Source organism: Brevundimonas sp. 01N35 (assembly GCF_056399785.1).
Genome location: NZ_JBFTRZ010000004.1, coordinates 108,149 through 127,069 on the forward strand (window position 1 = coordinate 108,149; position 18,921 = coordinate 127,069).

18 protein-coding genes are annotated in these 18,921 nt (G+C 67.7%); 6 read left to right on the top strand and 12 right to left on the bottom strand.

Translation table 11 applies throughout. The features are described from left to right. Window positions 1–69 precede the first annotated feature (69 nt). Window positions 70–1,149 carry a substrate-binding domain-containing protein gene (locus AC1DJ5_RS05405; protein WP_477019924.1) on the top strand — a complete coding sequence of 360 codons (1,080 nt, stop codon included), beginning with the start codon at window positions 70–72 and terminating at the stop codon, window positions 1,147–1,149. Between the two features lie 97 nt (window positions 1,150–1,246). On the opposite strand, the gene AC1DJ5_RS05410 is transcribed toward AC1DJ5_RS05405, so the two are convergent. The 5 genes from AC1DJ5_RS05410 to AC1DJ5_RS05430 form a co-directional block, all read right to left on the bottom strand. Next, the gene (locus tag AC1DJ5_RS05410; RefSeq protein ID WP_441454299.1) at window positions 1,247–2,167 is read right to left on the bottom strand and encodes a phytanoyl-CoA dioxygenase family protein; all 921 of its coding nucleotides are present in this window, start codon (window positions 2,165–2,167) and stop codon (window positions 1,247–1,249) included. 172 nt (window positions 2,168–2,339) lie between these two features. Beyond that, window positions 2,340–3,218, bottom strand: a complete 879-nt coding sequence (locus tag AC1DJ5_RS05415; RefSeq protein ID WP_477019925.1) for a WcbI family polysaccharide biosynthesis putative acetyltransferase — start codon at window positions 3,216–3,218, stop codon at window positions 2,340–2,342. Further along, window positions 3,215–4,270, bottom strand: a complete 1,056-nt coding sequence (locus tag AC1DJ5_RS05420) for a GSCFA domain-containing protein (protein WP_477019926.1) — start codon at window positions 4,268–4,270, stop codon at window positions 3,215–3,217. The genes AC1DJ5_RS05415 and AC1DJ5_RS05420 overlap by 4 nt, the downstream gene beginning before the upstream one ends. Window positions 4,271–4,282: 12 nt before the next feature. Further along, window positions 4,283–5,368 (bottom strand): glycosyltransferase family 4 protein, encoded by a 1,086-nt coding sequence (locus tag AC1DJ5_RS05425; RefSeq protein WP_441454296.1) that lies wholly within the window; start codon window positions 5,366–5,368, stop codon window positions 4,283–4,285. Window positions 5,369–5,444: 76 nt separating this feature from the next. After that, a complete protein-coding gene (locus AC1DJ5_RS05430; RefSeq protein ID WP_477019927.1) occupies window positions 5,445–5,906 on the bottom strand; it encodes an Lrp/AsnC ligand binding domain-containing protein in 462 nt (153 codons plus the stop codon). A 118-nt stretch (window positions 5,907–6,024) separates the two neighbouring features. Here AC1DJ5_RS05430 and putA point away from each other — a divergent pair, with 118 nt between their 5' ends. Together putA and AC1DJ5_RS05440 are read left to right on the top strand one after the other, a co-directional pair. After that, window positions 6,025–9,153, top strand: a complete 3,129-nt coding sequence (gene putA / locus AC1DJ5_RS05435; RefSeq protein WP_477019928.1) for a bifunctional proline dehydrogenase/L-glutamate gamma-semialdehyde dehydrogenase PutA — start codon at window positions 6,025–6,027, stop codon at window positions 9,151–9,153. Between the two features lie 93 nt (window positions 9,154–9,246). Continuing rightward, complete coding sequence (locus tag AC1DJ5_RS05440; RefSeq protein ID WP_477019929.1) at window positions 9,247–10,482, top strand: tetratricopeptide repeat protein; 1,236 nt, start codon at window positions 9,247–9,249, stop codon at window positions 10,480–10,482. A 117-nt stretch (window positions 10,483–10,599) separates the two neighbouring features. Here the strand turns inward: AC1DJ5_RS05440 and AC1DJ5_RS05445 are convergent, their stop codons facing one another. The 3 genes from AC1DJ5_RS05445 to AC1DJ5_RS05455 form a co-directional block, all read right to left on the bottom strand. Further along, window positions 10,600–11,601 (bottom strand): class I SAM-dependent methyltransferase, encoded by a 1,002-nt coding sequence (locus tag AC1DJ5_RS05445; protein ID WP_477019930.1) that lies wholly within the window; start codon window positions 11,599–11,601, stop codon window positions 10,600–10,602. A gap of 94 nt (window positions 11,602–11,695) precedes the next feature. Continuing rightward, complete coding sequence (locus tag AC1DJ5_RS05450) at window positions 11,696–12,637, bottom strand: hydroxymethylglutaryl-CoA lyase (RefSeq protein ID WP_477019931.1); 942 nt, start codon at window positions 12,635–12,637, stop codon at window positions 11,696–11,698. Beyond that, entirely contained in the window at window positions 12,637–14,310 is a 1,674-nt protein-coding gene (locus tag AC1DJ5_RS05455) for an ArnT family glycosyltransferase (RefSeq protein ID WP_441454290.1), read from the bottom strand. The genes AC1DJ5_RS05450 and AC1DJ5_RS05455 overlap by 1 nt, the downstream gene beginning before the upstream one ends. A 104-nt stretch (window positions 14,311–14,414) precedes the next feature. On the opposite strand from AC1DJ5_RS05455, the gene AC1DJ5_RS05460 reads away from it, so the two are divergent. After that, window positions 14,415–15,152, top strand: coding sequence for a glycosyltransferase family 2 protein (locus AC1DJ5_RS05460; protein WP_441454289.1), 738 nt, complete (start codon window positions 14,415–14,417; stop codon window positions 15,150–15,152). A gap of 67 nt (window positions 15,153–15,219) precedes the next feature. Further along, the gene (locus tag AC1DJ5_RS05465) at window positions 15,220–15,645 is read left to right on the top strand and encodes a hypothetical protein (RefSeq protein ID WP_441454288.1); all 426 of its coding nucleotides are present in this window, start codon (window positions 15,220–15,222) and stop codon (window positions 15,643–15,645) included. Between the two features lie 20 nt (window positions 15,646–15,665). On the opposite strand, the gene AC1DJ5_RS05470 is transcribed toward AC1DJ5_RS05465, so the two are convergent. The 4 genes from AC1DJ5_RS05470 to trhA form a co-directional block, all read right to left on the bottom strand. Next, window positions 15,666–15,788: a hypothetical protein gene (locus AC1DJ5_RS05470; RefSeq protein ID WP_441454287.1), complete on the bottom strand. Its 123-nt coding sequence runs from the start codon at window positions 15,786–15,788 to the stop codon at window positions 15,666–15,668. An 18-nt stretch (window positions 15,789–15,806) separates the two neighbouring features. After that, complete coding sequence (locus tag AC1DJ5_RS05475; RefSeq protein ID WP_441454286.1) at window positions 15,807–16,178, bottom strand: hypothetical protein; 372 nt, start codon at window positions 16,176–16,178, stop codon at window positions 15,807–15,809. After that, complete coding sequence (phaR, locus tag AC1DJ5_RS05480) at window positions 16,175–16,810, bottom strand: polyhydroxyalkanoate synthesis repressor PhaR (RefSeq protein ID WP_477019932.1); 636 nt, start codon at window positions 16,808–16,810, stop codon at window positions 16,175–16,177. Before phaR ends, AC1DJ5_RS05475 begins: the two co-directional genes overlap by 4 nt. 72 nt (window positions 16,811–16,882) lie before the next feature. Beyond that, window positions 16,883–17,593 (bottom strand): PAQR family membrane homeostasis protein TrhA, encoded by a 711-nt coding sequence (gene trhA, locus AC1DJ5_RS05485; protein ID WP_441454284.1) that lies wholly within the window; start codon window positions 17,591–17,593, stop codon window positions 16,883–16,885. A 149-nt stretch (window positions 17,594–17,742) separates the two neighbouring features. Here trhA and AC1DJ5_RS05490 point away from each other — a divergent pair, with 149 nt between their 5' ends. Then, a complete protein-coding gene (locus tag AC1DJ5_RS05490; protein ID WP_477019933.1) occupies window positions 17,743–18,915 on the top strand; it encodes an acetyl-CoA C-acetyltransferase in 1,173 nt (390 codons plus the stop codon). Window positions 18,916–18,921 lie beyond the last annotated feature (6 nt).

Consider the following 18,921-nt stretch of genomic DNA (forward strand, 5'->3'; position numbering starts at 1 on the left):
AGGTCTGGCCGGACCGTCACATTCCGCTGCTCTAAGCGTCATCAACTGACGTCTGGAGAGGTCCGGCCAATGATCCGTCCCCTGAAGTTCACCGCCAAGTTCGGCGTTTGCGCCGCCGCTCTGATCGCTCTGGCGGCTTGCGGCAATAACGAGGGCGCCGCCCCCGGCAACCAGAAGGCCCGCGCGGGCATCTGGGCCGCCGGCTCCTCGACCGTCTTCCCCTTCGCCACCCGCGTGGCCGAGAACTTCGCCCGCACTTCGGGCGGCTCGGCGCCGCGCGTTGAATCGCTCGGCACCGGCGGCGGAATCCAGGCCTTCTGCGCCGGTGTCGGCCCCTCGACTCCCGACATCGCCAACGCCTCGCGCCCGATGAAGCAGGGCGAGTTCGACCGCTGCGTCGCCAACGGCGTCACCGACATCGTCGAGATCAAGATCGGCTTCGACGGCATCGTCATCGCCACGGCCCGCACGGGCAATAGCTTCAACTTCGAGCTGAACGACCTGTATGAAGGTCTGGCCAAGGAGGTTCCTGGCCCGAACGGGACCTTCATCGCCAACCCGGCCAAGACCTGGAACGACGTCAACAAGGGCCTGCCGAACCAGCGCATCCAGGTCTACGGCCCGCCGCCCACCTCGGGCACGCGCGACGCCTTCCTGGAACTGGGCATGGCGCCGGGCGGCAAGCTGATCCCCGCCGTCGCCGCCTTCAAGGACGACAAGACCAAGTTCGAGACCCTGACCCATACCCTGCGTGAGGACGGCGCCTGGGTCGACTCGGGCGAGAACGACAACGCCATCGTCCAGACCCTGACCCGCACCCCGGGTTCGCTGGGTGTGTTCGGCTTCTCCTTCCTGGAGCAGAACATGGACACGGTGAAAGCCGAGACCATCGACGGCGTCGCCCCTTCCGCTGAAACCATCGCCGACGGCAGCTATCCGCTGGCCCGCAGCCTCTACATCTACGTCAAGAAGGCCCACATCGGCGTGACCCCGGGCCTGGAGCAGTTCGTCCAGGAGTTCGTGTCCGAAGGCTCCGCTGGCCGCGGCGGCTATCTCCAGGACCGCGGCCTGGTGCCGCTGCCCGCCGACCAACTGGCCGCCGAACGCGCCAAGGCCGCCGCCATGACCGCGATGGCCCGCCCGAACTAGGCAGGGTTCGCCCCTTAAACGGAAACGCCCCGGACGAGATCGTCCGGGGCGTTTTTCTTTGTCTGCGTGGCGGCCCGAATTCCCAGCGAGAGAGTGCCTAGGCCAGAAGGTCCTGGGCCAGAGCCTGCATCGGTTGCGGCAGGGGATACATGTGCGCGTATTGCAGGATCTGCTTGGCGATCAGCTTCATCCGGTTCTCGAAGCTGAGGACCGGCAGGGTGCCCAGCAGCGGGGTGTTGTAGGGCGCGATATCGCTGCGCTGGAACTCCAGCGCCATGCTCATGCGCGGGCCTTCGGCGAACGGGCTGGACTGGCCGCCCCAATGCAGCACCGCCTGATTCCAGCAGAACCAGTCGCCCGGCTTGCCGGGCAGGGCGCGAATGGAGGGGTAGTCAATTTGCCAGGTCCGGTCCTCGGAGGTGCCGTAAACCGGGTCGCGGCTGGCCGGCAGCATATACATGCAGCCGTTGAGCGGCGACGCTTCCGTCAGCGGCACCCAGACGGTGAGGGACAGTGGCGTGCCGTCCGGCGCCAGGGCCTGGAACCCCTTGTCCCGGTGGGGCCGCCAGCCCGCCTGCCCCGCCTTGGGATCGACGTGCCAGGCCCAGAAGTCCGGCAACACCTGATAGGAGGCGCCTAGGAAGGCGGCGATGGTCTGGTGCTGGCGGTGGAAGACGGCCCAGGCCTCGTCGAAGACGAAGGCGAAGACCGGCGGAATGCCCATGGCGACGCAGCGGGCGATGCCCGCCGCCAGTTGCCCGGCGAGTCGGGGCAGCTCCGGATCAGCTTCCTGGAAATAGCCCTCGGTGATCAGGCGCTGGCTCGCGCGCTCGCCTGCCTCCGGGCTCAGGGCGTTGAGCGCGAACTGGCCTTCGAACAGGGCGCCGATCGAAAGTTCCGGGAAGGTATCGCGCCAGAAGGCGATATCCTTCATGGCCTCGGTCGGAGGATTTCCGGCTGAGGCGAGGGTCGATGAGGCGGGGCTGTGACCGGCGAGGGGCGTGGCGGAATCGGGCATCGGACTCTTTGCGCTGGAGGCGGACAGGGTGCGTTCGGACAGGGTTCCAATGAGTTTCCCCACCCGGAATCTACTACCGCTTATGGCAGAGATGCGTGACTCTATCCAATCGGCGGCGGCGCGCGGGATGGCTCGATTATCGCCTTCTTCGGTCGAGGGTGCGGCGGAATTCTCAGTCGTGAACGACGTGGGTCCGGATGAACTCGCGCGCCCGCAGGATGATCTGTTCGCCCGGTGTGTCCGGACGACCCAGCGAGCGGTCGCCTAATCGGTCGAGCGCGTCATAGGCGCGCCTGGCCACGGCCTCCATGTCGCGCGGATCCCATGAGGCGGAGGGAGGCGCCCATCCGCCGCGTTGCGCGAGTTCGGGATAGGCGGGCCAGATGGGGCCCAAAGCGAGATCGTCATGCGGCAGGGGCGCGGTCGGGCTGCGGGGAACCGCAGTCAGGTCGAGCGCCTGGCGCGCGACCGACTGCAGGATCTCCACCCTTGGATGGTTGACGGTATGCATGAACGGCGCGGCCGGCGCCGTCAGGAAGGCCGAAAATTCAAAGCCGAGTTGCGCGGCTTGGGCGGCAAACAGGGCGGCGGCTTCCTCGAAGGCTTTGAAATAGCCCAGCGCGGCGTAGCTGAAGCCGTTGAACAGGCGCGCGGCGCAGTCGGGGGAAAGACCTTCGCACCAGGCGGCGCACAGCAGGGCGGAGTGATAGGGGCCGACGATCCCGTCCGCCGCTCGACCCTCGCGCAGCACATAGACGCAGTCGGGGTGAAAGCCGCGAAAGATGATCGGCGGCCAGCGCAGCGCGGGCGGCTCGCTGCTCGCCAGGGCGGCCGCGAAAAGCCCGGCGAGGCGAGGTTGCACCTCCTCCAGCGTCTGGATCATGGCGATATCGCAGGCCGCCATCTCGGCGGCGATCGCGGCAACGACCTCAGGGTCGTCTCCGTCGGCCAGGGACACGCTGCGCGTCGTCACCTCGGCCTGGGGGGCGAGCAGGCGGATGCATCGGGCGACCCCTTGCGCCTGACAATTGCCCAGGACCCCGATCTTCATGGCCGATCGATCGCTTCTTCGTCGCAGATCACGCCCTGAAGCGCGGCGTCGACGGCCGCCGCCGACGGCGCTTGCGAAACGGGGCTATCCGGAGAGGCGGGGCGGGCGTCCGTCTCGATCAAGTAGTGGCGGCCGAAGATTTTCATGACCTGGTCCACCCCGTCGGGGCGCACGCTGCGCAGGTCTTCGGCGAAGTAGCGCCCCCGGGTGTGGGGGCCGGTGATGATTTCGTAGCTGGGGAAGTAGTCGACGTCAGAGTTCTCGCGGACGACGGCCTCCACGGCCACGCGCAGCACCGCCTTGCTATAGGTGGTGGCTGTCAGCACGTGTCGGTCGCTGACCGTCGCCACCAGCGCGACGGGCGATACGGTGAGCAGCACCCGAAGGTCGGGATTGAGGATGCGCGCCAGTTTCAGGACGGCGTTGAGGTCGTCCACAACCTCCTGAACCGTGAAATGCCGAGGCTGAATCAGGTCGGGCCGCGGCGCGTCGCCCGCGACCCCCGGAGCCAGGGGAAAGACGGCCCCGCCTGCCTGCGAAATCCAGCCTTCCGTAAGCCCCAGAGTGAAGACGAGGACGTCCGCCTGTTCGAACATCTTTCGTACGGCGTCCAGATGCCGTTCTCGGTCGGCCAGCATGGCTTCCTTGCTCTCGAAGCCGCCCGGTTCGACCTGGGGCCGGAAGGGATCGACGAACCGCTCACCCAGGCGCCAGGCCGGCTCGACCGGCGAAAACAGGCCGAAGGCGCGTTGGAACAACTGCAGCAGTTGGCGAGCGGTGTAGATGTTGCCGAACCGGGCGGGATAGACGCCATAGTTGCGATCTTCCGGTCCCGGCTCCGTGACCAGGTAGCGGTAATCCTGGGCTTGCAGCGCCCTCGACATGTGCTGGGCGAAACAGCTTCCGGCGGTGACGATCCGGTCTTCCCGGTCGATGCGGAAGCGCGGGGCCGCGACGGGGTCCACGTCTTCCGCCGCGATTCGGGCCACGGCGCGGGACCAGAAGGCATGGTCAGGTTGCGAACGATAGGGATTGTGATCTTCGCTCGCCATGCACCCTCCCGGTCAGGCCGCCGCCTTGCGCCTCAGGCGGGCGATGCGGCGCAGGCGGCGCCAGAAACGACCGCGCTCGGGGTCGGGATAGGGCTGCAGGTTTTCCACGAACTGTTCCGCCGAGGCGCGCCAGCTGAACTTCTCGGCGTAGGCGCGCACGTCCCCGCGATCCAGTTCCAGGCACTTCAGGCAGGCGGTCTTCAGGTCGTCGTCGATAGCCCCGGCGTTGGAGCCCGGGATGATGTCGATGGGCCCGTGCGCCGGATAGGCGGCGACCGGCGTGCCGGCGCCCATGGCCTCGAGGATCACCAGGCCGAAGGTGTCGGTCCAACTGGGGAAGACGAAGACGTCGGCGTCGGCGAAGCAGCGCGCCAGTTCCTCGCCGAAGCGGGCGCCGAGGAATTTCGCCTCGGGGTATTTCACTTCCAGTTCGGCACGGGCCGGGCCGTCGCCGACGACGATCTTGGTGCCGGGCAGGTCCAGTTCGAGGAAGGCCTCGATATTCTTCTCGACGGCGACGCGGCCGACGTTGAGGAAGAAGGGTCGGGGCCACGCGTCGCCGCCCATTTCCTTATAGATCGGCTCCAGATCCGGTCGGAACAGGTCGGTGTCCACGCCGCGCGTCCACGGCGAGACGTTGCGGAAGCCGTGCTCGACCAGCTCGTCGCGCAGGGTCGGGGTCGCCACCATCAGCCGGCCCGACGGCTTGTGGAACCATTTCATATAGGCGTAGCCGACCTGCACCGGGATCGGGAAACGGGCCGAGACGTATTCCGGGAACTTGGTGTGATAGCTGGTGGTGAATGGCAGCTTCCATTCCACGCAGATGCGGCGCGTGGCGATGCCCAGCGGGCCTTCGGTGGCGATATGGACGGCCTCGGGCTCGAAGGCGCGCAGGCGCTCGCGAATCTCTTCTTCGGCGCCCAGGGCCAGCCGGATCTCGGGATAGGTCGGGCAGGGGATGGTCTTGAACTGGCTGGGTTCAATGACCTCGACCTCATGACCCATGGCGCGGCATTCGGCCACGGTTCGAGTCAGGGTGCGGACGACGCCGTTGACCTGAGGCTCCCAGGCGTCGGTGACCAGGACGATACGCATTGAAATCGAGTGGGCCCCGGGCCGTTTCGCTGAGCCAAAAGTTCTAGACGGTTAAAATGACGAAGGCGAGACGGGTTTACAGCGGCAGCACCGTCGTCGACTTCACCTCTTCGAGAACGGCATAGGTTCTGGTCTCCCGCACGCCCGGCATTCGCACCAGGATGTCGCCGAGGAAGACGCGATAGGCGTCCATGTCGGCCACCCGCGCCTTGATCAGATAGTCGAAGCCGCCAGCCACCATATGGCACTCCAGAACCTCGGGCTGATGGCGGACGGCGTCGGCGAAGGCGTCGAAGACATCGCCCGTGGTGCGGTCCAACTGCACCTCGATGAAGATCAGCAGGGCGCGGTCGGCGCTGGCGGGGTCGATCAGGGCGGCGTAGCCGGTGATGACCTTCTTGTCCTTCAGCCGCTTGACCCGCTCGAAGCAGGCGGCCGGGGACAGATTGCACCTTCGCGCCAGTTCCGCGTTGGAGATGCGGCCGTCGGTCTGCAGCACGCGCAGCAGTCGGCGGTCGGTATCGTCCAGAATTTGCATGGTGGATCAGCCTATTTGCCGAAGAATCGCTGGTTCAGACGGTCATCATACAATGCACATTCGGCCAAGTCCGCCATATACGCCGGAAATCGCAGGGTTTGATCCCAGGGTGAGTTTCATGACGCCGACCGACCTTCAACACTGGGATGACCTGGACCGGAACAAGTTCCGCGACGAACGCGAGACCGTGGCCGAACTGCTGGCCCATCTGCCGATGGATCTCGACGAGCGCGCTGACGTGCTGCGCGACGCCGTGGCCCTGGTCGATCACGCCCGCGCCAGCCGGAAGAAGCAGGGCGTGGTCGAGAGCTTTCTGCAGGAGTTTTCGCTGGGCACCCGCGAGGGTTTGGCCCTGATGTGCCTGGCCGAGGCGCTGCTGCGCACGCCCGACGCCGGCACCCGCGACCGTCTGATCGCCGAGAAGATCGGTTCCGCCGACTGGGCCGCGCACATGGGCCAGTCCGACAGCCTGTTCGTCAACGCCTCGACCTGGGGGCTGATGCTGACCGGCAAGCTGGTCGATGTGGACGAAGAGGCCAGGACCGACCTGCCGGGCTTCCTCAAGCGCATCGCCGGGCGTCTGGGTGAGCCGGTCATCCGTCAGGCCGTGGCGACCGCCGTGAAGATCATGGGCGAGCAGTTCGTGGTCGGCCGCACCATCGAGGGCGCGCTTAAACGGTCGGACCGCGAAGGCTGGCTGTGCAGCTTCGACATGCTGGGCGAGGGCGCCCGCACCGTCGCCGACGCCGAGCGCTATGAAAAGATCTACGCCGATGCCATCGAAGCAGTGGGCAAGACCAACAAGGGGCAGGGGCCCGAGGCTGGCCACGGCGTCTCGGTCAAGCTGTCGGCCCTGTCGCCCCGCTATGAGGCGACGCAGGAAGATCGCGTGTGGGAGGAACTCTATCCCCGCATCCTGCGCCTGGCCCTGATCGCCGCCAGGTACGACATCAACTACACCATCGACGCCGAAGAGGCCGACCGTCTGGCCCTGTCGCTGAAGCTGCTGGAGCGGCTGGCCCGTGAGCCGGCCCTGGGCGACTGGCAGGGCCTCGGCCTCGCCGTTCAGGCCTATCAGAAGCGCACGACCGAGACGGTGCAAAAGCTGGCCGACCTGGCCAGGTCCTCGGGCCGTCGCCTGATGGTGCGTCTGGTCAAGGGCGCCTACTGGGACACCGAGATCAAGCGCGCCCAGGTCATGGGCCGCACCGACTATCCGGTCTTCACCACCAAGCCGGCGACCGATCTGAACTATCTGGTCTGCGCCAAGGCCCTGATCGAAGCCTCGCCCCACATCTACGCCCAGTTCGCCACCCACAACGCCCATACGCTGGCCGCCGTGCGTCGTATGGCGCGTGACCGCGACGTGGTCATCGAACATCAGCGCCTGCACGGCATGGGCGAGGCCCTCTATGACGCCGCGCACGAGGCCTGGGCCGACGAGGACGTCATCGTCCGCGCCTACGCCCCCGTCGGCGGCCACGAAGAACTGCTGCCTTATCTGGTGCGCCGCCTGCTGGAAAACGGCGCCAACTCCTCCTTCGTCCACGCCCTGCTGGACGAACGCGTTCCGGCGGCCGCCGTCGCCGCCGACCCCATCACCGCCGTCGAGGCCCAGCCCGACCGTCACCCCAGGATTCCGGTTCCCATGAACATCTACGGCGATCGCCAGAACTCCCTCGGCCGCGACTATTCGCAAGCCGCCGACCGTGACCGCCACGCCCAGGCTCTGGAGCGCGTCGACAGCGAGAAGCTGACGTCCGGCCCCATCATCGGCGGCAAGCTGCGCGCCGGGGTCAACGCCCAGGACGTGACCAATCCCTTCGACCGTTCGCAGGTGCTGGGCCACGTCTCGGAAGCCTCGGCTGACGACGTGGACGCCGCCGTGATCGCCGCCGGGAACGCCCAGGTCGCCTGGGACCGCATCGGCGGCGCGGGCCGCGCCCCGGTCCTGCGCGCCATGGCCGACGGCCTGGAAGCCGAGATGGACCGTCTGGTCGCCCTGCTGTCGCGTGAAGCGGGCAAGACGCTGAACGACGGCGTGGCGGAGGTGCGCGAAGCCGCCGACTTCTGCCGCTACTACGCCCTGCTGGCCGAGCGCGACTTCGGCGGCGCCCAGACGCTGAAGGGGCCGACCGGCGAGACCAACCAACTGGTGCTGCACGGCCGCGGCGTCTTCGCCGCCATCAGCCCGTGGAACTTCCCCCTGGCCATCTTCGCCGGCCAGATCGCCGCGGCTTTGGCCGCCGGCAACGCCGTGGTGGCCAAGCCCGCCGAACAGACCCCGCTGATCGCCGCCGAGGCCGTCCGCCTCTTCTACAAGGCTGGCCTGAACCCCGACCTGCTGGCCTTGGTCCCCGGTCGCGGCGAGATTGTCGGCGCGGCCCTGACGGCCCATCCGGGCATCGACGGCGTGGCCTTCACCGGCGGCACCGACACCGCATCCGCCATCAACCGCGGCCTGGCCGCGCGCCCCGGCGCCATCATCCCCTTCATCGCCGAGACCGGCGGCCTGAACGCCATGTTCGTCGACACCACGGCGCTGAAGGAACAGGTCATCGACGACGTTATCCTGTCGGCCTTCGGTTCGGCCGGGCAGCGCTGCTCGGCCCTGCGCATTCTCTATGCGCCTAGGGAAGCCGCCGACGCCCTGATCGAGGGCCTGAAGGGCGCGCTGGCGACCCAGGTGCTGGGCGATCCGACCGATCCCAAGAGCGACATCGGCCCGGTCATCGACGCAGAGAGCCGCAAGAACCTGGAAGCCCACGTCGAGCGCCTGTCGAAAGACGCCAAGATCGTCGCCCGCGCCGAACTGCCGGCCGGCTACGCCCAAGGTTCTGGCAAGGGCGACCTGTTCGCCCCGACCATCGCCGAAATCCCCACGCCCGACTTCCTGGAGCGCGAAGTCTTCGGCCCCATCCTGCACGTCTATCGCTATGACTCGAAGGACCTGAAATCGGTCGCCGCCAAGCTGGCCGCGCGCGGCTACGGCCTGACGCTCGGCGTCCACAGCCGCATCGAAGCCTTCGCCGACGAGGTCGTGCGTCTGGTCCCGGCGGGCAACGTCTATGTGAACCGCTCAATCATCGGCGCCGTCGTCGGCGTCCAGCCCTTCGGCGGCGAAGGCCTCTCCGGCACCGGCCCCAAGGCCGGCGGCCCCAACAGCCTCATCCGCTACGCCGCGGAAAAGGCCATCAGCGTCAACATCGCGGCGCAAGGCGGCGATCCGGCCCTGCTGAACCTCTGAACGAGGCCCGGGAGGCGCATCGATGCGACCCTGGTCGATGCGCCGAAGGCTTCGCGTCCCGCCGCAAATCGGTCTAAGGCGAGCGGCTAAGTGATGATCGAACTCTTCCGCAGCAACAACGTCGTCGTGCGCAGCGTCCCCGTCGGGGATGCTGGCCGCTGGGTCGTGACCTTCGACAACTACGGCCTGGGGCCGGGCTTCAATCGTCCCGGGTTCGGCGAGGCCTTCCTGCGTCAGTCCGGCGTTTCGGCCATCCATGTCATGGGGCGTCGCGAGGACTGGTATCAGTATCCCGAGATGGCCGAGGCCATGGCCGCCGTGCGCCGGGCGACAGCGGGCGCCGACCGGGTCATGACCTATGGCTCCAGCATGGGCGCCTATGCGGCACTGCGCTTCGCGGATGCGGCGGGGGCGGACGCCGTGCTGGCCATCTCGCCTCAGTATTCGGTCGACCCGGCCAAGGTCCCGTTCGAGACGCGCTGGCTTCAGGACGGCCGCCGCATCGCCTTCCGGCCCGAGATAGAGGGGCGCCTGAGCTGTGCCTGCCGTCCGGTGATCGTCTATGACGCGACCGGCGACGATGAACGCCAGGTCCGGCTGATCGCCGCCGAGATCAAGGCTGATCTGATCGGCCTGCGCTACATTCACCATCCGGCGACGACGTTTCTGCAGGAGATGGCGCTGCTGGGGCCGTTGGTGTTCGACGTCCTCGCGGGCGATCTGGACGTGGAGGCGTTTCGGGCCGAGGCCAAGGCGCGCCGTCGCGACAGTTCGATCTATCTCAGCCGGCTCGCCGAGCTTCAGCCCGTCCGCCGGGCCCGCACCGCCCGGGCGCTGGCGACCCTCGCGGTGGAACGCGCGCCGCACAGTCCGATGGCGCTGACGGCGCTGGCGGCCTGCCTCGGCCTCGCCGGCGAACACGACGAGGCCGTCGCCCTGCACGAACGCGCCACCGAACTGGGACTGCGTGCGGCCAATCATCTGGTGCCGCACGCCAACGGCCTGATCGCCGCCGGTCGGGTCGAGGAGGCTCTGCCTCTGGTCGAGGAGGCGGTGGACAAGCTGCCGACCGCCGCGCACCTGCGCTACTGGCACGGCTTGATCCTCTGGCGCGCCGGGAAGACAGAGGCGGCGGTCGTGGCGCTGGAGATGGCGGTGCTTCTCGACCCGCACCAACCGTCCTACCGGGAACTGCTGGACGCCTGCCGCACCAGCCTCGAGCCGACCGTCGAAGTCAGAAAGCTGGCGCGGATCCTGCGCTTTGTCCGCCGCCGCATCGCGGTCGACGGTCCGCTCGCGACGGCCCGATCGCGACGACGGGCTCGCTAGGCGCCGGGCGACAAGACGTGAGCGACCCCTGAGGCGGGGCGTCCCGTCAGCCTTCGGACGGTTCGAGCGATCGTCCTGCGGATAGTCATCTAGAAGGCTCGCTGGTGGATATCCGCGTTAGCCGCGCTGGACAATGATGCCGACCGAGGTGGTTGCGTAGCCCCATAGCGCCATCCGCAGATGGGGCTGTTCGCGATAGGGCATGACGTCGAGATACTGGTCGATGGGGCCGTCTCCCATTTCCAGATCGAAGGTCGCGACCTTGTGGCCCTGCTCGGTTAGGCGCTGCGCCAGCCGCTCCAGATCCTGTCGGCGGAACAGGACGGTGTCCATGTTGTCGATCGTCTCGACGTTGGAGCCGTAGTTGTATTCCGTCGTGTGCACCGCCCAGCCGCCGGGCTTGAGGCATTGCACCGAGCGTTCGACGAAGGCGAGGCCCTTTTCGATGGAGCCCAGATGCTCAAGCGCGCAGGCCGACCAGCAGAAGTCGAAGCCGGCCAGATCGTCGGGGATGTGGTTCATGTCGCAGGTCTGGAACGAGACGTTCTCGTCAAACAGGGCATCCGGGCAGACGACGGATTTGCGCAGCGCCTCCTTGCCGGTGGCGTGTTGGTTGGTCAGGGTCCAGCCCATTTCCTCGGCGCTGCTCAGGTCCATGTCGGTCGCGGTGATGCGGCAGTTCTGCGAAGCGAAGAAGGCGCTGAGCGGTTCTGAACCCACGCCGAAGCCGAGGCCGCGTGCGCCCGACACAATCGCCCCGCGTTCCCACAGAGCCTGACAGATGAAGACGAACTCCCACAGCTTGCGGTGATAGCGCAGACCTTCGTTCAGCCGCTTGGTCCAGTAGGAGAACCACGGAGTCTCGAAGCTGTCCTGGCGGCAGACCGTTCCATGAGGGAAGACGTGGCCGCCGGGGCGGCCCGGAATCATCGGCGGCTGGCCGTCCCACAGGCGGCGCTCCGGCAGGGTCTGGACGCTGTGCAGCAGCCGCACCTCGCGGCGATGCTCCTCAAGCGCCTTGCTCAGCTGATCGAGTTGCGAAGGCGCTTTTTGCAGCCGCTCCAGCAGCAGTTGGGCCCGCTGCAGGTCTTTGATCCAGGTCTTGAACGGTTTGGCCAAGGCGGTCTCGCGTCAATACGTCGGGAAAGGCCGGAGCCTCGTCGACCACGGTCCTATAGGAAATGTAGGATGCCGGGAAAGCGGTTGAAGAAAATTAGCCGTTCAGGCCGATTTTCGGCCACCCGCCGGCCCGGCTCAAGGCGCTGAGGCGAGGCTTGTCGATCTTTTCGCCGATCCAGCGGGCGGCGTTGATGAGGGCGTCGAGGTCGTAGCCTGTCGAGAAGCCGGCGCGTTCCAGCATGTAGACCAGATCTTCGGTAGCGACGTTGCCCGTCGCGCCGGGCGCGAAGGGGCAGCCGCCGATGCCGCCGGCGGAGGCGTCGAGGATGTCCACCCCGGCCTCGACCCCGGCGTAGGCGTTGGCCAGGCCGGTGTTGCGGGTGTCGTGGAAATGCAGGCGCAGGACAGCATCTGGCGCGGCCTTGCGGGCGGCCTCGACCTTTTTGGTGACGCTCCACGGGTCGCCGACGCCGATGGTGTCGGCCAGGGCGATCTCCTCGACGCCCAGGGCGGTGATGCGGGCGACCAGATCGCTGACCTGTTCGACCGAGACCTCGCCGTCGAAGGGGCAGCCCCAGACGCAGGACAGGGTGGCCGACAGCTTCGGCGTCGCGCCCGGCGCGCCCTCTACGCCGCTTGGGGCATTGGCGCGGCCCGCCATGATGTCTGACAGCATCTGCACCTGCTGGTCGACGTCGAGGCCCTGGTTCTTCAGGCCGAAACCGTCGGTGGCGGACATGGCGATGTTGACCTCGTCCACCGCCGTGCCGAGCGCCCGGTCATAGCCCTTGCCGTTCAGCACCAGGCCGATGCGGCTGCGGCCCGGTTCATGGGGCAGGTCGGCCATGACTTCTTCCGCGCCCGCCATCTGCGGCACGTATTTGGGGTGGACGAAGCTGACGGCCTCGATCCGCTTGGCCCCGGCGGCTTCGAGGCGGCGCACGAAGTCGGCGCGGACGGCGGGCGCCAGCACCGCCTTTTCGTTCTGCAGGCCGTCGCGCGGCCCGACCTCGACGATCTGGATGAACCGGCCCATCAGCGCGCGCTCCGCTCGCCTGCGCCAGCGGGCGCATAGACGGTCAGGCGCACGTCGTCGCCCGAGGAGTAGTTGTGGCCGCTGACCACGCCCACGGCGCGTCCAGCGGCGCCCAGGTCGGCCAGGGCGCGGCGGAAGGCCTCGTCGTCATGGGCCTCGACGATGGCGGGACGGCCCTCGGCCAGGGCGCGGGCGGCGCCGGGACCGTCGGTCAATTGGGTGTCGCGCCCGGTCAGGAAGACGAAGCTGGGCTCATGATAGGTGGTGATGGCCACCGGTCCCGGATAGCGGCCCTGACGCGGGCTCAGTTCGGCCGATTCCAGCGTCTTCACCAGGCGCGGGGCGATGGACAGGGGGCGCAGCTGGCGGATGGTCCCGGCCAAGCCTGCATGGGCGATGACGCCGCAGAGGATGGCGGCCAGGACCCCGGTGATCGCCGCCCGGTTGAGCAGCAGGAAGCCGCCGACCGCCGCCGCCATGACGGCGAAGACGATGGTGACGGTGGCCCAGGTCTGGGCGGTCGAGCGGCCATATTCGGTCAGGCCGTAGACGGTGATGGCGCAGATGACGACGGCGGCGAAGAGGCCCAGCAGGGCACCCGAAATGCGCGAGACCTTGCCGATCGGCTGGGTCAGGGCGGCCGCCGCCAGCAGCGCGATCGCGCCGAAGGTGGGCAGGGTGTAGTGCCACAGCTTGGTTGGGGCGATCTCGAACATCAGCCAGGCCGGGACCAGCCAGCAGACGGCGAAGCGGATGGCCGGCTCGGCGCGACGATGCCAGCCCGTCGACAGGGCGGCGGGCAGCATCAGTGTGACGGGGAAGAGCAGCAGGGGCGACAACAGGGCGTACATGCCGATGAAGCCGCCGTGGCTTTCATGGGCGCCCGCTAGTTTCGGGGCTAGATCGCCGCCGATGGCTTCACGCCAGAAGCCGCCGTCGGTGGCGATGGTGATGGCGATGGCCCAGGGCCCGACCAGCAGGGCCACCAGAGGCAGGCCCCAGCCCCAGCCGAGCTTGCCCAGCCACTTGATGTTTCGATCCCAGGCCGACAGGGCGATGATCGACAGCGCGACGACCAGCAGGCCGATCGGTCCCTTGATCAGGATCGACAGGCCGATGCCGAGCCAGAACAGCAGCTTGTGCCATCGCACCGGCTTATCGCCCGCCCGTGTCGCCATGTAGATCCGCGCCAGGGCCGCCATCGCTAAGGTCGTCAGGCCGCACAGCATGGCGTCGGTCTTGGCGATGCCTGCCTCGGTCGACAACAGGAAGGTCGCGCCCAGCATGGCGCCCGCCAGGAAGCCCGCTCGGTTGCCGAACAGGGCGGCGCCGGCCCAGGCCACGGCCCAGGCGGCCAGCATGGCGCCGAACAGCGACGGCAGGCGATAGGGCTGGATACTACGGTCCTCGACATCCGAGGTCAGCGCCACGGCGGCGGCTTGCATCCAGTAGATGCCGACCGGCTTTTTCCAGCGCGGTTCGTCCTGGAAGCGGATATCGACATAGTCGCCGCTTTCCAGCATCTGCGCCGTCGCCTGGGCGAAGCGGCTCTCGTCGCGGTCCAGCGGCGGCAGCAGTAGGAGGCTGGGCAGGCCGGCGAGTAGGGTGAGCAGGGCCGCCAGAACGGGGCCGCGCCAGCCGACGATGAAATGATCCAGGTTCGGGCGGTTCATGAGGCTGTCGTATCACGCCGACGACGCCCCCCGGAAGCTTCAGCTTTCACCGACGGCGCGGCGCCCGTTTTCCTCGGACCCGACGATGCGCTACAGAGCGACGGATGACCGACAGCCTTGCTTCCGTTCCCGACATCTCCGTCGTCGTGCCCGTTCACGACGAATCCGGCGCCGCCGTGCCTCTGGCGCGTGAGATCGCCGAGGCCTTCGCCGGTCGGTCCTATGAAATGATCTTCGTCGACGACGCCAGCCGCGATTCGACCCTGGCCGAGTTGAAGGCCGCCATGGCCGAACTGCCGACCCTGCGGGTGCTGGCCCATGCGACCAATGCGGGCCAGAGCCGGGCCGTGCGCACCGGCGTCCTGGCCGCGCGCGGCGGCGTCGTCGTGACCCTGGACGGCGATGGCCAGAACCCGCCCGCCGACGCCCCGCGTCTGGCCGACGCCCTGATGGCCGCGCCGCCCAGCGTCGCCCTTGTCGGCGGCGTTCGCGCCAAGCGTCAGGACAGCGAGGCCAAGCGCCAGGCCTCGATCTGGGCCAACCGCATCCGCCGCAAACTGCTGTCCGACGACGCCGACGACACCGGCTGCGGGCTCAAGGCCTTCCGTCGCGACGTCTTCCTGCGTCTGCCCTACTTCGATCACATCCACCGCTATCTGCCGGCGCTGACGATCCGCGAGGGCTACGAGAACCGCTACCTCGAGGTGGATCACCGTCACCGCGAGACGGGCCGCTCGAAATACACCAACTGGGGCCGGCTGCGGGCGTCCTTCTCGGACCTGCTGGGCGTGATGTGGCTGAAGTCGCGTTCACGCCGTCCAGGCCCGATCAGCGAGTTCTGAGGCGGTTGCGCCCATATGGCGGTGTACCGGAAACGGGGTTAAGCAGGGGCATCTGGAGGGGCCGCCCATGCTGATCGCCATACCGCTGCTGATCGTGCCGGTCGTGATCTACAATCTGGTCATTCTACTCGGCGGGGGCGGCGCGGAGTCTGTTCTGGGCCCGGCCTCGGTGCTGAGCGAAGAACTGTTCCGCGTGCCGATGACCTCGGGTGCGGTCTGGAGCGTCAGTGTCGGCGACCTGATCTTGTTCCTGTCGCTGATCCTGCTGTTCGTGGAACTGCTGAAATCGACCTCCAGCCAGCGGGTCGCCATCGTCAATCACGCCCTGTCGATGGTGCTGTTCGTGGTCTGCCTGGTCGAGTTCCTGCTGCTGCCGGGCTTTGCCGGATCGGTCTTCTTCCTGATCCTGACCATGGTGCTGCTGGACGTGCTGGCGGGCTTCATCGTCACCATCATCGCCTCGCGGCGCGATTTCGACCTGAACCCGCGCTGAGAGTCCCAGGCTCCGGGGCCTTAGCTGAAGGCGACGAAGACCAGGGCGACAACGGTCACGTCGAACAGGCGGGCGGCGAGGTTGAAAACGGCGGGCATGGACGAGGTTCCAGCGAAAGACGCCGGACGCATCGCAAGCCGCATGCCATCATCTCGTCCGGATCAGACCTCGGTCCGCGCCGCCTTGCCCACGCGCGGCCGCCGGTCGCGCTGGCCCGAGTATTCCGCGCCCAGATAGGTCGAGCGGGCGGCGTCCAGCACCGGCGGGCCGCCCTTTAACCCGCGCTTCTGGCCCGTCTGGCCGATCACCTGGGCGGCGAACAGGGCAGGGGGCGCCAAGGGATTGGGCGGCGCCACGGCAGGCTTTGCCGGGGAGGCGGCATGTTCGACCCGCTCGCCGGTCAGAATCAGGGCGCGCGAGGCCGCTTCGGCCCGGGCTTCGGCCGCCCGCCGGTCGCGCCCGCGCCGGTCGCCTTCGCGGCGCTCCTGCGCCGGGTCCTCAAGGGGGCCGACCGGGCGCATGCCGTCGGTCATTTTCCGGAACCGGCCAGGCGGTCGATCTGGGCGCGCATCTCGTCCATCTGGCGGCGCATCTCGTCGAGGGCCGTGTCAGCGGGCGCGGCTTTATGGGCGGGCTGGGACGAGGGCTCGGGGGTTGCGGTTTCCGCCTCGGCGTCAGGACGGCCATAGCCGGTCATTCCGGGAAAGATTTTCATGGCGCGTTCGAACATGGCCATGTTCTGGCGCACCGCCTCCTCCATCAGCCCGCCGCCCGGCGTGCCGGCGAAGGTGCGGGTGAACTGGCTGCGCAACTGCTCTTGCTGGCGGCTGAAGCTGTCCAGCGACATCTCCAGATAGGAGGGCAGGACCGCCTGCATCGAGTTGCCGTAAAAGCCGATCAGCTGGCGCAGGAACTGCACCGGCAGCAGGGCTTCGCCCCGGCTTTCTTCCTCGAAGATGATCTGCGTCAGGATCTGACGCGTCAGCTCGTCATTGGTCTTGGCGTCATAGACGACGAATTCGACGCCCTGGCGCACCATTTGCGCCAAATCTTCCAGCGTCACATAGGCGCTGGTGGCGGTGTTATAGAGCCGTCGGTTCGCGTATTTCTTGATGACGACGACGCCGTCACGGGTTTTTCCGCCCTCGGATTTCTTGTCGGCCACGCTTGTTCTCGCGTTGTTGCAACGCCGCACTATCACGCGTTGCGAGCGCGAACGCCAGAGCCCTGAATTGTCTCAGGTCGCGCCCGGCGCCAGCACTACGCCGACCAAGATGGCGGCCCAGTGCACGCCGGCGCCGGCGACGACGAAGCCGTGCCAGATGGCGCGGCGGAATTTCACCTTCTGGCTGATGAAGACGAAGACGCCCGAGGTGTAGATCAGCCCCCCCGCGACCAGCAGGCCGAGGGCCAGCGGATGGACCGTCTCGATCATCGGCTTCAAGGCGAAGACCGCCACCCAGCCGAACAGGACATAGACGCCGCTCCAGAAGGCGTCGGAGATGCGTGGGGCGAACATCTTCACCCCCACGCCGGCCAAGGCCATGGCCCAGACGCCGATCGTGAAGCCGATCGACCAGCCGCCCTCGAATCTCTGGGTGGTGAAGGGGGTGTAGCTGCCGGCGATCATCAGGAAGATGGCCGCCTCGTCCAGCCGCCTAAGCACCGGCCGCGCCGCGCAGGGGTGGGTCAGATTATAGACGGTCGAGGCCGTCAGCATGGCGATCAGGCATAGGGCGTAGACGGCGGTGGACACCACGGCCCCGACGCCGCTGTAGAGCCCAGCCAGCACCGCCAGCACCACGCCGCCGACCGCCGCCAGACCCAGGCCCACCGCATGGACCCACAGGTCGGCCAGACGTTCGGCCCGCGTCTGATAGTGCTCGATCATGTCAAGATCGTCGGGCGTCCAGACCCGTCTAGCCAAGGATTTCAGCCGCACCAGCATCACTCCTGAAAAACCATCCGTCGCGGCTATCGTTCCCGTCAGATTGCGCCGGGATGATGACGAAGTGCTGAAATTCGCACTTGCGAGACGTGACGAGGGGTGCGGAATGCGGCACAACCTCGCCCAGAATTCTCCCCGGAGTGAATATCATGACTGACGTAGTGATCGTTTCCGCCGCCCGCACGCCGGTCGGCTCTTTCCTCGGCGCCCTGTCCAGCCTGCCCGCGTCCAAGCTGGGCGAGATCGCTATCCAGGCGGCGCTGGAACGGGCGGGCGTGGCCCCCGCCGACGTTGACGAGGTCATCCTGGGCCAGGTGCTGCAGGCGGGGGCGGGCCAGGGGCCAGCGCGTCAGGCCGCCATCGGCGCCGGCATTCCGGTCGAAACCCCGGCCTGGAGCCTGAACCAGCTGTGCGGCTCGGGCCTGCGCGCCGTGGCCCTGGCCTATCAGCAGATCCGCGAGGGCGACGCCAAGATCGTCGTCGCCGGCGGTCAGGAAAGCATGAGCCAGGCGCCGCACGCCCAGCAGCTGCGCGCCGGTCAGAAGATGGGCGACCTCGCCTTCGTCGACACCATGATCAAGGACGGCCTGACCGACGCCTTCCACGGCTACCACATGGGCCAGACGGCCGAGAACATCGCCAACACGTGGTCGATCGACCGCGCGTCGCAGGACGCCTTCGCCGTCGCCTCGCAGAACAAGGCCGAGGCCGCCCAGAAGGCCGGCAAGTTCGTCGATGAGATCGCGCCCGTGACCATCGCCGCCCGCAAGGGCGACGTGGTCGTGGATCAGGACGAATACATCCGCCATGGCGCCACCATTGAGGCGATGGAGAAGCTGCGCCCCGCCTTCGTCAAGGACGGTTCGGTGACGGCGGCCAACGCCTCGGGCCTGAACGACGGCGCCGCCGCGCTGGTGCTGATGTCGGCCGATGAAGCCAAGACGCGCGGTCTGGAGCCGCTGGCCCGCATCGCGTCCTGGGCCACGGCGGGCGTCGATCCGTCGATCATGGGCACTGGCCCGATCCCGGCCGCGAAGAAGGCGCTGGAGAAGGCCGGCTGGACCGTCGCCGATCTGGACCTGATCGAGTCCAACGAAGCCTTCGCCGCCCAGTCGCTGTGTGTGGTCAAGGAACTGGGTCTCGACACGGCCAAGGTGAACGTCAACGGCGGCGCTATCGCCATCGGCCACCCCATCGGCGCCTCGGGCGCGCGCATCCTGACCACCCTGCTACACGAGATGAAGCGCTCGGGCGCCAAGAAGGGTCTGGCCACCTTGTGCATCGGCGGCGGCATGGGCGTGGCCCTCTGCGTCGAGCGCTAACGTCCC